The sequence below is a fragment of the Kitasatospora sp. NPDC048715 genome (assembly GCF_043198905.1).
GTDB classification, from domain to species: Bacteria; Actinomycetota; Actinomycetes; order Streptomycetales; family Streptomycetaceae; genus Kitasatospora; species Kitasatospora lactacystinica.
In genome coordinates, this window is sequence record NZ_JBICVH010000003.1 from 514559 (window position 1) to 529250 (window position 14692).

11 protein-coding genes are annotated in these 14692 nt (G+C 72.6%); 2 read left to right on the top strand and 9 right to left on the bottom strand.

The features are described from left to right. Positions 1–36: 36 nt before the first annotated feature. The 3 genes from ACGFSC_RS09040 to metH all read right to left on the bottom strand — a co-directional run bounded on the left by ACGFSC_RS09040 (position 37) and on the right by metH (position 6220). Positions 37–1563 carry an ABC transporter substrate-binding protein gene (locus tag ACGFSC_RS09040; protein ID WP_359901198.1) on the bottom strand — a complete coding sequence of 509 codons (1527 nt, stop codon included), beginning with the start codon at positions 1561–1563 and terminating at the stop codon, positions 37–39. A gap of 299 nt (positions 1564–1862) precedes the next feature. Then, a complete protein-coding gene (locus tag ACGFSC_RS09045) occupies positions 1863–2567 on the bottom strand; it encodes an HAD family phosphatase (protein ID WP_359901201.1) in 705 nt (234 codons plus the stop codon). Positions 2568–2707: 140 nt separating this feature from the next. Further along, the gene (gene metH, locus ACGFSC_RS09050) at positions 2708–6220 is read right to left on the bottom strand and encodes a methionine synthase (RefSeq protein WP_359901204.1); all 3513 of its coding nucleotides are present in this window, start codon (positions 6218–6220) and stop codon (positions 2708–2710) included. A 142-nt stretch (positions 6221–6362) separates the two neighbouring features. Between metH and ACGFSC_RS09055 the strand changes: the two genes are divergently transcribed. Both ACGFSC_RS09055 and ACGFSC_RS09060 read left to right on the top strand, forming a co-directional pair. After that, a complete protein-coding gene (locus ACGFSC_RS09055; RefSeq protein ID WP_359901207.1) occupies positions 6363–7457 on the top strand; it encodes a hypothetical protein in 1095 nt (364 codons plus the stop codon). 343 nt (positions 7458–7800) lie between these two features. After that, the gene (locus ACGFSC_RS09060) at positions 7801–8754 is read left to right on the top strand and encodes a PAC2 family protein (RefSeq protein WP_359901210.1); all 954 of its coding nucleotides are present in this window, start codon (positions 7801–7803) and stop codon (positions 8752–8754) included. A gap of 73 nt (positions 8755–8827) precedes the next feature. Here ACGFSC_RS09060 and mshC read toward each other — a convergent pair whose 3' ends face one another. The 6 genes from mshC to ACGFSC_RS09090 all read right to left on the bottom strand — a co-directional run bounded on the left by mshC (position 8828) and on the right by ACGFSC_RS09090 (position 14627). After that, positions 8828–10057: a cysteine--1-D-myo-inosityl 2-amino-2-deoxy-alpha-D-glucopyranoside ligase gene (mshC, locus tag ACGFSC_RS09065; RefSeq protein ID WP_359901213.1), complete on the bottom strand. Its 1230-nt coding sequence runs from the start codon at positions 10055–10057 to the stop codon at positions 8828–8830. Positions 10058–10298: 241 nt separating this feature from the next. Then, the gene (locus ACGFSC_RS09070) at positions 10299–11129 is read right to left on the bottom strand and encodes a carbohydrate-binding protein (RefSeq protein WP_359901216.1); all 831 of its coding nucleotides are present in this window, start codon (positions 11127–11129) and stop codon (positions 10299–10301) included. 124 nt (positions 11130–11253) lie between these two features. After that, on the bottom strand, positions 11254–12183 hold the full coding sequence (locus tag ACGFSC_RS09075; protein ID WP_359901218.1) for an AraC family transcriptional regulator: 930 nt from the start codon (positions 12181–12183) through the stop codon (positions 11254–11256). Between the two features lie 143 nt (positions 12184–12326). Further along, positions 12327–13124: an SCO1664 family protein gene (locus tag ACGFSC_RS09080; RefSeq protein ID WP_359901268.1), complete on the bottom strand. Its 798-nt coding sequence runs from the start codon at positions 13122–13124 to the stop codon at positions 12327–12329. Between the two features lie 44 nt (positions 13125–13168). Beyond that, positions 13169–13738: a DUF3090 domain-containing protein gene (locus ACGFSC_RS09085; RefSeq protein ID WP_359901221.1), complete on the bottom strand. Its 570-nt coding sequence runs from the start codon at positions 13736–13738 to the stop codon at positions 13169–13171. 196 nt (positions 13739–13934) lie between these two features. Then, complete coding sequence (locus ACGFSC_RS09090; protein WP_359901223.1) at positions 13935–14627, bottom strand: MSMEG_4193 family putative phosphomutase; 693 nt, start codon at positions 14625–14627, stop codon at positions 13935–13937. Between the last annotated feature and the right edge of the window lie 65 nt (positions 14628–14692).

Here is a 14692-nt window from a genome sequence, read left to right on the forward strand (position 1 = left end):
GTACGGGGAAGCGGGCGGGCCGCCGTCCTGCGGGCGCTACTTGTTGGTCCGGCTGATCTCCCAGAAGCGGAAGTAGCCGGTGGTGTCGACGGTGGACTCGACGCCGGTGACGTACGAGCGGGCCGCGAAGAACGACTTGTTCTGGTACAGCGGGATCAGCGGCACGTTGTCGGCCTCGATCTGCTGGATCTGCGCGTAGGTGGCGGCCGCGGCGCTGCGGTCGGTCTGCTTGAGGCCCTCCGGCACCAGCCTTCCGCTGATCCGCGGGTCGTCCCAACCGTGGTGGTAGGCACCGCCGTTGACCAGCAGCGGGGCGAGGTAGTTGTCCGGGTCCGGGTAGTCGGCGAACCAGCCGATGACGTACGCCTGGTACCTGCCCTCGGTCCAGCCCTTGCGGTACGAGTCCCAGTCCGGCTCCTGGGCGAGCGTCACCTGGAAGAGGCCGCCGGTCTCCAGCTGCTTCTTCAGCGTCTCGGCCTCGTTGCTGCCGGCCCGCGAACGGGACCAGGTGAGGGTGAACTTGACCGGGGTCTGGACCTTGGCGTCGGCGAGGATCTTCTTCGCCTTGTTCACGTCCTGGTCGCCGTAGCGGTCGAAGAAGGCCGTGGTGTGGCCGGGCAGGCCGGCCGGGACCATGGAGTAGAGCGCCTGGACGGTGCGGGCGAAGACGTCGCGGGCCAGCGCCTTGCGGTCCATCATCTGGGCGACGGCCTGGCGGACGGCGACGTTGCTCATCAGCGGGTCCTTGGTGTTGAGGACCAGCGAACGGGTGTCGTTGCTGTCGCCCTCGGTCACCTGGAGGTCGGTCTTGCCGCCCTGCTGGTCGGAGCGGACCTGGGCGGCGGTGTTCGGCTCCAGGCTGTTGTCGGTGAGGTCGACCTCGCTCTTGTCCAGCGCGGCCTTCAGGTCCTCGGACTTGTCGAAGTACCGCACGGTGAACTTGTTGTTCCGCAGCTTGGCCTCGCCGCCGTACTTGTCGTTGGCCGACATCACGACCTTGCCCAGCTGCTTGCCGCCGTTCAGGTTCTCGACCGAGTCGATGCGGTACGGGCCGGAGCCGATCAGCTTGTCGTTGGGAACGAGCTTGTCGGCGGGGTAGACCTGGTGGTCCACGATGGCGCCGGCCGGGCTCGCCAGCTTGGCCGGCAGGGTGGCGTCGGGAGCGGAGAGGTGGAAGAGCACCTCGTTGTCGCCCTTGGCCTCGACGGACTTGATCGAGTCGAGCAGTTCGACCGGGCCGTTCGCGTCGTTGATCTTCTTGGTGCGCTCGATCGAGAAGACCACGTCCTGGGCCGTCATCGGGTGCCCGTTGGAGAACTTCAGGCCCGGCTTCAGGGTGCAGTGGTACTCGGTGGCGTCGCTGCCGGTGAACTCGCAGGCCTGCGCGGCGTCCGGGGAGGGCGAGCTGGCCGCGGCCTGGAAAGTGAGCAGCGACTGGAAGGTGTTGCGCAGCAGCAGCCACGAGCCGGAGTCGTAGGCGGCGGCCGGGTCCAGGACACCGGTCAGCTGACTGGTGCCCATGGTGATCGACTTGCCGCCGTCCCCCTTGACCACGTCGGTCACCGATCCGCAACCCGTTACCGACACGGCGACCAGACCGGCGCAACCGAGTACTGCCAGGCGTTCAGCTGAAGTCTTCACGAGGCGCGTCCTTTTGGGTGGCACGAACTGGAGTAGCGTGCCATATCGAACACGCACGACCGATACCCGAGCAGATGACGTTTGGGACACGGCGGTTCAGGGCATCACGGCGCGCCCGACGAGTTGTCAGCCAATGACCGTTTTCTCCCCCGGCGACTTCGCCCCGGGGGCCCGCCGGGCCGTTTACCGGCCAGTAGGGCGGGGTCGCAATGAGACGACAATCACACCCGCGAAGCGACCAGGGAACGCAACAGGTCGAGGTCGACCTGCTCCAGCGACGACAGCACCAGCCGCCCCGGTGCCGGCTCGATCGCCGCCACCGAGGGCACCGCGATCACCGGGCAGCCGGCCTCCTCGCCCGCCCGCACCCCCGTCGGGGTGTCCTCGATCACCACGCAACGGGACGGCTCCGCGCCCAGCCGCCGGGCCGCCTCCAGGTACGGGTCCGGGAACGGCTTGGTGCGCGGCACCTCGTCCCCGCCGATGGTGAAGGCGAAGTGGTGGGCCCCCAGCGAGCGCAGCACGATGTCGATCACGTGCCGGTGCGAGGCGGACACCATGGCGGCCGGAATGCCGTGCGCGGCAAGGGTGTTGAGCAGCCGCTCGGCACCCGGCATGAGCGGCACCCCGCCGGCCAGCAGGTCGACGAAGCGCTGGTTCACCAGCACGCCGAGGTCGTCCGGCGCGATGTCCGCCCCGGTCCGGGCGACCAGGTACTCCATCACCCTGGCCATCGGGCCGCCGACCACGTGGGCGCGGTCCGCCTCGTCCAGCTCGTGGCCCAGCTCGGCGAAGAGCGAGGCCTCGGCCTGCCACCAGAAGTCCTCGGTGTCCACCAGCGTCCCGTCCATGTCCAGCAGCACCGCCTGGAGCCCGCGGTCGTCCCCGTGGTCGAGGATGCGCGTGGCGGTGGGACTGGTCGTCATGGCAGGGGTCCTTCCGGCAGGCCCGGGGCGGCCCCGGGGAAGGCACGGGCCGGCCCGCAGGTGAGCGGACCGGCCCGTTCAGGATCATCAAGGATACGCCCGCTTCGTCCGGAAAGAGCGAACGCGGTGGAAACCGGGCGTTACCGGGCGTTGAAGTACTTCGCCTCCGGGTGGTGGATCACGATCGCGTCGGTGGACTGCTCCGGGTGGAGCTGGAACTCCTCCGAGAGCACCACGCCGATCCGCTCCGGCCTCAGCAGGTCGGCGATCTTGGCCCGGTCCTCCAGCTCGGGGCAGGCCCCGTAGCCGAGCGAGAAGCGGGCGCCGCGGTACTTGAGCGCGAACATGTCCTTGACGTCCTGCGGGTCCTCGCCGGAGAAGCCCAGCTCGTAGCGGACCCGCGCGTGCCAGAACTCGGCCAGCGCCTCGGCCAGCTGCACCGAGAGGCCGTGCAGCTCCAGGTAGTCCCGGTAGGAGTTGCCGGCGAACAGCTCGTTGGCCGCCTCCGAGATCCGGTTGCCCATGGTGACCACCTGGAGGCCCACCACGTCCCGCACCCCGGACTCCTCCGGGCGGAAGAAGTCGGCCAGGCAGAGCCGGCGCCCGCGCCGCTGGCGCGGGAAGGTGAAGCGGGTGCGCTCGGTGCCGTCCTCGTGGAAGACGATCAGGTCGTCGCCCTTGGAGTTGGCCGGGTAGTAGCCGTAGACCACGGCGGCCTCCAGCCAGCCCTCGGTCTGCAGCCGGTCCAGCCAGGCCCGCAGCCGCGGCCGGCCCTCGGTCTCCACCAGCTCCTCGTACGAGGGGCCGTCGCCGGCGCGGGCGGCCTTCAGGCCCCACTGCCCCTTGAACAGCGCGTCCTCGTCCAGCCAGGAGGCGTAGTCCGCGAACGGGATGCCCTTGACGATCCGGTCGCCCCAGAACGGCGGGACGGGCACGGTGTTGTCGACCGTGACGTCGGAGCGGATCTGGCCGAGGTTGACCTCGGGCTCCGGCTCCTCCACCTCGACCCGGGCGTGCCGGCGCTGCTTGAGCTCCGGCAGGGTGGCGCCGGGCACGCCGCGCTTGACCGCGATCAGCGCGTCCATCAGCCGCAGGCCCTCGAAGGCGTCCCGGGCGTAGCGGACCTCGCCCTCGTAGATCTCGTGCAGGTCCTGCTCGACGTAGGCGCGGGTCAGGGCGGCGCCGCCGAGGATCACCGGGAAGTCGGCCGCCAGCTTGCGCTGGTTCAGCTCCTCCAGGTTCTCCTTCATGATCACGGTGGACTTGACCAGCAGGCCGGACATCCCGATGACGTCCGCCCGGTGCTCCTGCGCGGCGTCCAGGATCGCCGAGACCGGCTGCTTGATGCCCAGGTTGACCACGTTGTAGCCGTTGTTGGACAGGATGATGTCGACCAGGTTCTTGCCGATGTCGTGGACGTCGCCCTTGACGGTGGCCAGCACGATGGTGCCCTTGCCCTCGTCGTCGGACTTCTCCATGTGCGGCTCCAGATGGGCCACCGCGGTCTTCATCACCTCGGCCGACTGGAGCACGAACGGCAGCTGCATCTGGCCGGAGCCGAACAGCTCGCCGACCACCTTCATGCCCGCCAGCAGGGTGCTGTTGACGATCTCCAGCGCCGGGCGCTCCGTCAGCGCCTCGTCGAGGTCCGCCTCCAGGCCGTTCCGCTCGCCGTCGATGATCCGCCGCTGGAGCCGCTCCTCCAGCGGCAGCGCGGCCAGCTCCTCCGCCTTGGAGGCCCTGACCGAGGACGAGGAGACGCCCTCGAACAGCTGCAGCAGCTTCTGGAGCGGGTCGTAGCCCTCGCTGCGGCGGTCGTACACCAGGTCGAGCGCGACCTCGCGCTGGTCCTCGGGGATCCGCGCCATCGGCAGGATCTTGGAGGCGTGCACGATCGCCGAGTCCAGGCCCGCCTCGACGCACTCGTTCAGGAAGACCGAGTTGATCACCATGCGGGCGGCCGGGCTGAGGCCGAAGGAGATGTTGGACAGGCCGAGGGTGGTCTGCACGTCCGGGTGGCGGCGCTTGAGCTCGCGGATCGCCTCGATGGTCTCGATGCCGTCCCGGCGCGACTCCTCCTGCCCGGTGCCCAGGGTGAACGCCAGGCAGTCGACCAGGATCGAGCCCTCGTCGACGCCGTACTCGCCGGTCAGCTGGGCGATCAGCCGCTCGGCGATCTCGACCTTCTTGGCGGCGGTACGGGCCTGGCCGTCCTCGTCGATGGTCAGCGCGATCAGGCCGGCGCCGTGCTCGCGGGCCAGTGAGGCGATCCGGCCGAAGCGGGTGTCCGGGCCGTCGCCGTCCTCGTAGTTCACCGAGTTCAGCACGGCGCGCCCGCCGAGCGCCTCCAGGCCGGCCCGCAGCACCTCCGGCTCGGTGGAGTCCAGCACGATCGGCAGGGTGGAGGCGGTGGCCAGCCGGCCAGCGATCTCCTTCATGTCGGCGACGCCGTCGCGGCCGACGTAGTCCACGCAGAGGTCCAGCAGGTGGGAGCCGTCCCGGATCTGGTCCCGGGCGATCTCCACGCAGGCCTGCCAGTCGCCGGCCAGCATCGACTCGCGGAACTTCTTCGAGCCGTTGGCGTTGGTGCGCTCGCCGATCGCCAGGTACGAGGTGTCCTGCCGGAACGGCACCGCCTGGTAGAGCGAGGCCGCCGAGGGCTCGGGCCGGGGGTCGCGCGGGGCGATCGGACGGCCCTGGACCCGCTCGACCACCTGGCGCAGGTGCTCGGGGGTGGTGCCGCAGCAGCCGCCGACCAGCGAGAGGCCGTACTCGCGGGTGAACACGTCGTGGGCGTCGGCCAGTTCGGCCGGGGAGAGCGGGTAGTGGGCGCCGTCCTTGCCGAGCACCGGCAGGCCCGCGTTCGGCATGCAGGACAGACCGATCCGGGCGTTCTTGGCCAGGTAGCGCAGGTGCTCGCTCATCTCGGCCGGGCCGGTCGCGCAGTTGAGGCCGATGTAGTCGACGCCCAGCGGCTCCAGCGCGGTGAGCGCGGCGCCGATCTCCGAGCCGAGCAGCATGGTGCCGGTGGTCTCCACCGTCACCTGCACCAGCACGGGAAGGTCCAGCCCGGCCTCGGCCAGGGCCCGCTTGGAGCCCAGGATCGCCGCCTTGGTCTGCAGCAGATCCTGGCTGGTCTCGACCAGCAGCGCGTCGGCGCCGCCGGCGATCAGGCCGGCCGCGTTCCGCTGGAAGCCGTCGCGCAGCGTCTCGTACGGGGCGTGGCCGAGGGTCGGCAGCTTGGTGCCGGGGCCGATCGAGCCGAGCACCCAGCGGGTGCGGCCGTCGGCGGCGGTGTGGGCGTCGGCCGCCTCGCGGGCGATCCGGGCGCCGGACTCGGACAGCTCGAAGATCCGCTCCGGGATCTCGTACTCGCCGAGCGCGCTGAAGTTGGCGCCGAAGGTGTTGGTCTCCACGCAGTCCACGCCCACCCCGAAGTAGGCCTCGTGGACGGACCGGACGATGTCCGGGCGGGTGACGTTGAGGACCTCGTTGCAGCCTTCGAGGTTCTGGAAGTCCTCCAGCGTCGGATCCTGCGCCTGGAGCATGGTGCCCATGGCACCGTCGGCGACCACCACCCGGGTGGCGAGCGCTTCACGCAACGCGTTCGCGCGACTCTGCTGAGTGATGGACGGGGTGGCTGCTGTGGCCATGGGGCTTCTCCCTGGTGCGACGGCTGTCGGCTTTGCGGACCCGCTTGCTCGGGCCCGCACGTGGCCAGGGTATCCGGCCGACGGGTCGGCCCGCCGTTCGTTTCGTATCCTGAGCGCTCGACCGCAAGGGGGGAGCAAGCGCGTGGCCCGATACCGGACCTCCGCGCAGCGTGCCGGTCGGGCCCTGGGGGCCCCGTTCCGCGCGCTGCGCAACCGCTGGCGGGCATGGTCCCGGTGGCGCCGGGCACTGCTGGTCCTGGCGCTGGTGGCGGCCCTGCCGCCGGCCGCGCTGGGCTCGGCGTTCGTGATGTTCCGACTGCACTACACCGGCGAACCCGCCGCCGACGCCCGCACCCGGGGCCGGGACGCGCTCTGGCTCGGCCACGCCTGGGTGGACGGCCGCAAGACCGAGGCCGACGTGGCCGCACTGGTCCGGCAGCTGGCCGGCACCGGCATCCGGGACCTCTACGTGCACACCGGACCGCTGGAGCACGACGGCTCGCTGCCGCCCGCCGTCCACCCCCGGGGCCGCTGGTTCACCGACACCGTGCACCGGGCGCTGCCAGGCGTGCGGCTGCAGGCCTGGCTGGGCGACGAGGTCAAGCCGGAGAAGGACGCCCTGGACCTGGAGGACGGCCCCACCCGGGACCGGGTCACCGCCTCCGCCGGCCAGGTGCTGGACCTCGGCTTCGACGGCGTGCACTTCGACATGGAGCCGATCCGCCCCGGTTCGCCGGGCTGGCTGGCCCTGCTCGACCGGGTCCGGCCGGTCACCGCGGCGCGCGGCGCCAAGCTGTCGGTGGCGGCCCCGCAGATCGACCCGGTCCCGGGCCTGCACACGGCCGGCATCCTGCTCACCGACCACGGCAAGTGGTGGGACGGGGCGTACTTCACCGAGACCGCCCGCCGGGTCGACCAGATCGCGGTGATGACCTACGACACCTCGATGCCCACCGAGCCGCTGTACGGCGGCTACGTCGCCCGGCAGACCGAGCTCGCCCTGCGGGCCACCCCGGCCGACGTGGACCTGCTGATGGGCCTGCCCTTCTACTGGGACGACAAGTGGGGCCACTGGGGCGACGCCGAGACCGTCCGGGCCGCCGTCCGGGGCGTGCGGCTGGGCCTGGGCCGGGAGGACCGGCAGCGGGCCAACTTCGGCGTCGCGCTGTACGTGGACTTCGCCTCGCTGCCCGAGCACTGGGCGGCGTACCGCAGCGGCTGGGTGGACGTCGGGTAGCGCGCCCGGACGGCCGTCCGGCGGGCCCGCGCGTCCCGGCCGCACCCGGACGGCCGTCACGTTCCGTCGCGAATCGAACACCCTTCACCCCCACCGGACACCTGACGGCCCGTCAGTCCGGGGGTCGCCGATATCCGGTGGATCGCGGCGGCCCGCTCCCCCAGACTGTCCCGGTGCCCGGCCGCGGTGCGCATCAAAGCCCGTAGGCTGGGCAGGTAGGGACCGTGGGGCGAGACGCTCCACGGGAGACGAGAGGTTCGACAGTCGGCAGCCGGCCCGTCGGCGCCCCGGCAGGCCAGCCGGGGCGGCGCAGGTCCGACCGCCGACCGGAGGGAGACGCTGGGTGATCGAGCTGGAAGATGTTCCCGAATTGATCGACCCGGTCATGGTCTGCGCCTTCGAAGGCTGGAACGACGCGGGCGACGCCGCCTCCGCGGCTCTGGCGCATCTGGACGAGACCTGGGGCGGCAAGGTGTTCGCCGCCCTGGACGCGGAGGACTACTACGACTTCCAGGTCAACCGGCCCACGGTCTGGCTGGACGGCGGCATCCGCCGGATCACCTGGCCGACCACCCGGCTCTCGGTGATCCGGGTGACGGAACCGACCACCCGGGACGTCGTGCTGATCCGCGGCATCGAGCCGAGCATGCGCTGGCGCTCGTTCTGCAACGAGCTGCTGGGCTTCGCGCACGAGCTGGGCGTCGAGCTGGTGGTGATCCTGGGCGCGCTGCTCGGCGACACCCCGCACAGCCGCCCGGTGCCGGTCAGCGGGGTCACCTCCGACCCGGAGCTGGCCCGCCGGCTGGACCTGGAGGAGAGCCGCTACGAGGGCCCCACGGGCATCGTCGGGGTGCTCCAGGAGGCCTGCACCCACGCCGGGGTGCCGGCCGTGACACTCTGGGCGGCGGTGCCGCACTACGTCTCGCAGCCGCCGAACCCCAAGGCCACACTGGCCCTGATCAACAAGCTGGAGGACCTGCTGGACCTGCGCATCCCGCCGGGCGAGCTCGCCGAGGACGCCCGGGCCTGGCAGCTCGGCGTGGACCAGCTGGCCGCCGAGGACAGCGAGGTGGCCGAGTACGTCCAGCAGTTGGAGGAGGCCCAGGACACCGCGGAGCTGCCGGAGGCCTCCGGCGACGCCATCGCCCGCGAGTTCGAGCGCTACCTGCGCCGCCGGGAGAACGTCGGGCCGACCGGCGAGAAGCCGGTGTCCGGGCACGCCACGGCGGAGCGGCCGGCCGATCCGGAGGCGCCGGGCGGCGCCCGGGAGAGCCAGGACGGCGCCGAGGAGGAGTAGCGGCACCGCACGCCGAAGGGGCGTCGGGACACCTGGTCCTGACGCCCCTTCGGCGTGTGCTGCGGGGTGCGGGTTACAGCGCGACGCCGAGCAGGGCGTCCACGGTGCGGGTCGCCAGGCCGGGCGCGCCGATGTCGGTACCGCCCTCGGCCTCCTGCCGGGCCGCCCAGCGGTCGACCGCGGCCAGCGCCGCGGGCGTGTCCAGGTCGTTCGAGAGCGCCTCGCGCACCTCGGCGAGCAGCTGCCCGGCCGCCGGGCCGTCCGGGCGGGAGACCGCGGCGCGCCAGCGGGCGAGGCGCTCGACGGCCTCGTCCAGGGTGCCCTTGGTCCACTCCCAGTCCGCGCGGTAGTGGTGCGAGAGCAGCGCCAGGCGGATCGCGGCCGGGTCGACGCCCTCGCGGCGCAGCGCCGAGACGAAGACCAGGTTGCCGCGGGACTTGGACATCTTGTGGCCGTCCAGGGCGACCATGCCGGCGTGCACGTACGCCTTGGCGTACGGGTGGGCGCCGGTGGCGACCTGGGCGTGCGCGGCGCCCATCTCGTGGTGCGGGAAGGAGAGGTCGCTGCCGCCGCCCTGGATGTCGAAGGACATGCCGAGGTACTGGAGGGCGATGGCGACGCACTCGATGTGCCAGCCGGGGCGGCCGTGGCCGAGCTCGGTGTCCCAGGCGGGCTCGCCCGGGCGGGCGGCCAGCCAGAGCAGGGCGTCCAGCGGGTTGCGCTTGCCGGGGCGGTCCGGGTCGCCGCCGCGCTCGGCGAAGACCGGGCGCATGGCCTCGCGGGTGAGGCCGGAGACCTCGCCGAAGCGCGGGTCGGCGTCGACCGAGAAGTAGATGTCGCCGTCCACCCGGTAGGCGGCGCCGGAGGCCAGCAGCTTCTGGACGATCGGGACGATCCACGGGATCGACTCGACGGCGCCGATGTAGTGGGCCGGCGGGAGCATGCGCAGCGCGGTCATGTCCTCGCGGAACAGGGCCGTCTCGCGCTCGGCCAGGTCGGTCCAGTCCTGGCCGGTCTCGACCGCGCGGGCGAGCAGCGGGTCGTCGACGTCGGTGACGTTCTGGATGTACAGGACGTCGTGGCCGGCGTCCTTCCAGACGCGCTGCACCAGGTCGAACGCGTTGTAGGTGGCGGCGTGGCCCATGTGGGTCGCGTCGTAGGGGGTGATGCCGCAGACGTAGATCCGGGCGGTGCCGTCCTGCGGCACCACCTCGCGGACGGTGCCCGCAGCGGTGTCGTGGATACGGAGGGGGAGCCCCTGACCAGGCAGGTCGGGAACCTCGGAGGCGGGCCAGGCATGCATGGAAACAACTTTAACCTTGCGAACATTTGAAAGCCTAACCAGTACGAAAGATCGACTGGATCCGCTTCTTGCCATTGCCCGGCGGTTTTCCGACTGGTATTGCGCGGAACCGGTGCGGCGCGGAGCCGGCCGGGAGGCGGCGCGGCGCGGATCCCGGCCCCGGTTCCGGACGTGGTTGAGCGCCCGGTCGGCCCTGCCGCCGACCGGGCGCCCGGCGCCCCGGGGGACGCGGTCGGAGCCGCTACGACCGCTGCCAGAGGGCCGGCACGTTCGGCGGCTCCCAGCCGGCCATGGCGGTGTGCGCCTGGAGGCAGGTGTAGGAGACGCCGGAGTAGGTGACGCGGTCGCCCGCCTTGTACGCGGTGCCCGCGGCCCAGGTGCCGCTCGGCGGCGTACTGGGCCCCCCGGTCGGGGTGACGGTGGGCGACGGGCTCGGCGTGCCGGGAGTCTGCGGAACGTCCAGCACGAAGTCGAAACTGGCCTCGCGGGTCTGGCCGTTCTGGCGGACGTTCATCAGCAGCCGGGGATCGTAGATGCTGTCCGTGCTGTTGCGCGGCTCGCCCGGGAAGTACAGCTGGGTGGTGATGATCGAGCGGCCGGGGGCCTGCAGCTTGACGTGCAGGTGCCGGGTGCGGCCCGGGTAGAGGCCGGGCACGATGGTGTCCAGCTTGTAGGCCCCGTTGGCGTCGGTGAACTGGTGGCCGCGGAAGGTGTAGGTGACGTTGTCGTAGTTGCCGCCGTTGTCGGCCTGCCAGAAGTCCAGCAGTACACCGGAGATGGGCCGGCAGGCGCGGCCGAAGACGTAGCCGCTGACCACCAGGCGGGTGCCGGGGCCGTCGTTGACCATCGAGCTGCGCAGCGGGGAGTTGGGCTTGAAGTACGGACCCTCGATCTGCTCGACGGTGGGGGCGTCCCCGTCGTGGCACTCGGGGGTGAAACCGATCGGTTCGCCGCTGTCGATCCGGTCCCGGGCCAGTGCGACTCCGCCGCCGACCAGCAGCGGAGCAGCCCCTAGCGCGGCGGCGGCCTTCAGTACGGTCTTGCGGCTGATCATGCCGTCGGGCGTGGGCATGCGCCGTCTCCTTCTCGTGAGGCGGGGGGTGGGGGCGGCCCTTGCCATGGTGGGGGCATGACAAGGGCCGAACCGGTCGCCCGTCCGTGCGCGCCGGGCCGGCCACCGGTGGCCAGCAGCAAAGTTACGGGCCGTCCGGCGTGACCGCGATGGACATGATCCGGGGATCGTGGTGATTTCCGTCGACCCTGGCCCGGAACTCCCCCGGGGTCATCCCGGTCTCCCTTCGGAAGAACCGGCAGAAGTACGCCGGGTCGACGAAGCCCGCCTCCTTCGAGACCTGACGGATCGTCAAATCCGTGCAGGCGAGAAGCCGTTTGGCCTCCAGGGTCTGCTGCCGGCGGATCAGGCCGCCCGGGGTCCGGCCGGTGGCCTGCTTCACCAGGGTCTGCAAGTGCCCCGGGGAGACACCGAGTTCCTGCGCGGTGGAGGCCACCGAGTGCCGCACCCCGCCCGGCCGGGCGATCAACCGGGTGAAGGCGGCGGCCACTTCGGCCGGACGGCTGGGCACCACCGGACGGTCGGCCGGGGCACAGGCGCGCAGCGCCCGGACGATCAGGATGTGCAGGCTGGCCCGCAGCACACCCTGGTAGCCCGGCGCCCTGGTCCGGTACTCGTGCTCCATGTCGGCGAGCAGCGCGGCGATCGCCCCGGCCTGTTCACCGAGCGCGAGGGCCGGGCGGGCGGCCAGGGCCCGCAGGGCGGCGAGGTCCTGGGGGTGGCCGAGCAGGAAGTCCTCGTTGAACAGGACGACCTGGCCGGTCAGCTCCTCGGCGTCCGCCCAGTAGTGCACCTGGCCGGGGGTGATCACGCACAACTGCGGTGGCGCCAGCGGCCGGTGGACGAGGTCCAGGACGTGGGCGCCGTGGCCGCCGGTGACGTGGACGATCTCGTAGAACGAGTGCCGGTGGGGGAAGCCGGCCCGCGAGAGCGGGCCGATCGCGTCGAAACTGCCGATGGCGAAGGGGAGCAGCTGGGGCAGCGGGACCTGCAACCGGTGCAACGGCAGGTCCGGCGCGGTCCGGGGGGTGGGGGTGGTCCGTCGCACATCCATCGGAGCAGTGTGCGACCCGTTCCGGGCACAGGTCCAGACCATCTGCCGCCGTTTTCACGGACCGGTCCGGGCCACCGGCGCTCGCGCGGCCGGCGGCAAGGACCGGTCGGCGCCCCCCGGCTGCACCCGGGCCGCGCCCCCGGCTACACCGGCGGCCAGGGAATCGCCGGCCAGTCCTCGGGCGGCAGCGGGTGCCGGCCGGAGCCCCGGAGTCCGGCCACCCGGGCCCGGGTCGCGTCCAGCTCGGCCGCCGTCAGGTGCGGGGCGAGCCGCTCGGCGAGCTCGCCGTCCAACTGCTCGGCCAGCCGGGCCAGCACCTCCAGCGCCTCGGTGGGCAGCGGGTCCCCGGCCCAGCCCCAGAGCAGGGTGCGCAGCTTGTCCTCGGTGTTGAAGGTGACACCGTGGTCGATGCCGTACACCCGGCCGTCGGCGGCCGGAATCAGGTGCCCGCCCTTGCGGTCGGCGTTGTTGAGCACCGCGTCCAGGACGGCGAGCCGGCGCAGCCGCCGGTCGTCGTGGTGCACCAGCAGGGCCGTCCGCCCGCCCTCGACCTCGGCCCGGACGATCGGCAGCCAGCCCTGCTCCGGGCCGCGCGGGTCCTGGAGCGCGAGCAGCGGCTCGGCCCCCGGGTCCGGCTCGACCCACAGCTGCACCATGCCGGGCCCGTGCGGGCCCTCGCGCAGCACGGTGGGCGGGATCAGCGCCCAGCCGGTCGCGGCGGACAGCTCGTACGCGGCGACCTCGCGGCCGGCCAGCGTGCCGTCCGGGAAGTCCCACAGCGGGCGCTCGCCGGCCACCGGCTTGTAGACGGCCTGCGCGCTCAGCGAGCCGTGCGCGACCGTGCAGTACAGCGCGGCGTTGGAGGCTTCGGTGAGGCGGCCGTGCACGGTCAGCCCGCCCTGGCGCAGCAGCGCGAGGGCGGTGGGCACGTCGGCGGCCAGCGCCGCGGCGGCGGCCGGGTCGGCCTGCGGCGGGGTGTCGGTGTTCAGCGCCGGTAGCCGTTCGCGCGCGGGCACAGGTGGCCCTCCGGGTCGAGCGGCAGGTTGCAGAACGGGCAGGGCTTGCGGCCCGCCGCGACCAGGTCCAGCGCGCGCTTGGCGAAGACCCGGGCCATCGCGCCGGACAGCCGCACCCGGAGCATGTCCGGGCCGGTCTCGTCGTCGGTGAAGACCGCCTCGGCGGCGTCCTCCTCCTCCTCGTCCTCGACCAGCGCCTGGGCCTCGACCACCAGGCAGCTGTCCACGCTGTCCCAGGCCAGCGCCATGGTGCCGACCCGGAACTCCTGCTCCAGCGGGAGGTCCAGCGGGGCGGTGTCGAGCAGGTCCTTCGGGGCGGCGGCCGGGATGGCGGCGTCTCCGCCACTGCGCCGCAGCGCCTCGTCCAGGACCTCCTCGATGCGCTCGGCGAGCGCCGCGACCTGGGTCTTCTCCAGCAGCACGCTGGTGATCCGGCCCCGGGCACTGGCCTGAAGGTAGAACGCCCGGGCGCCGGGCTGGCCGACGGTGCCGGCCACGAACCGTTCGGGCTGGTCGTAGAAGTAGACCTGACGGGGCACGCTCTCGCTCCGGATCGTGTCGGTCGGCGCGGTACCGCCGGGGGCGGATCGCGGCCGGATGGACTCGTAAGTCACCCTACGACCTTCGGGCTCCGGCCGGGGAGCCGAGCCGACGGCCGCGGGCGGGGTGGCACCCGGGGAACCAGCGGTGTCGCCCCGGACGGCGCCTCCCCGGACGGCCCGTCGGCGGCGTGCCTCAGACGGCGCCGCCGACCACCGCGTCACCGGTCGGGGTGGCCGCGGCCGGGTGGGGCCTGGGCGCGAGCGAGGCGAGGTCGCCGGTGTCGCCCATCCTCAGGACGAAGGGCCGCTGCGGGGTGTAGCGGATCGCGGTGACCGAACAGGGCTCGACGCTGATCCGCTGGAAGTGGTCCAGGTGCAGCCCGAGCGCGTCGGCCACCACGGCCTTGATCACGTCCCCGTGCGAGCAGGCGATCCAGACCGCGTCCTCGCCGTGCTCGGCGGCGATCCTCCGGTTCCACTCGCGCACCGCGTCCACCGTGCGGTGGCTCAGCTCGCGCAGCGACTCCCCGCCGGGGAAGGCGGCCCCGGCGGCGTGGTCCTGCACGGTGCGCCAGAGCGGCTCCTTGGCCAGCTCCGCCAGCGGGCGGCCGGTCCAGTCGCCGTAGTGGCACTCCCCCAGCCGCTCGTCCTCGGTCGGCGGGCCCAGCTCGGGCCGGACCGCCAGCAGCGGCTCCAGCGTCTGCCGGCAGCGCTCCAGCGGGCTGCTGACCGCCCGCACCAGCGGGATGCCCGCCAGCCGGCCGGCCAGCGCGGCGGCCTGCGCGCGCCCGGTGTCGTCGAGGTCCACGCCGGGGGTCCAACCGGCCAGGATTCCGGCGGTGTTCGCGGTGGAGCGGCCGTGACGGACGAGCAGCAGGGTGGGCATGGGGTCAGCCTACGGCCTTCGGGCCCGGCCGTGGGCCCCGGTTCTTCCGCCCGGTCGCACCCCGG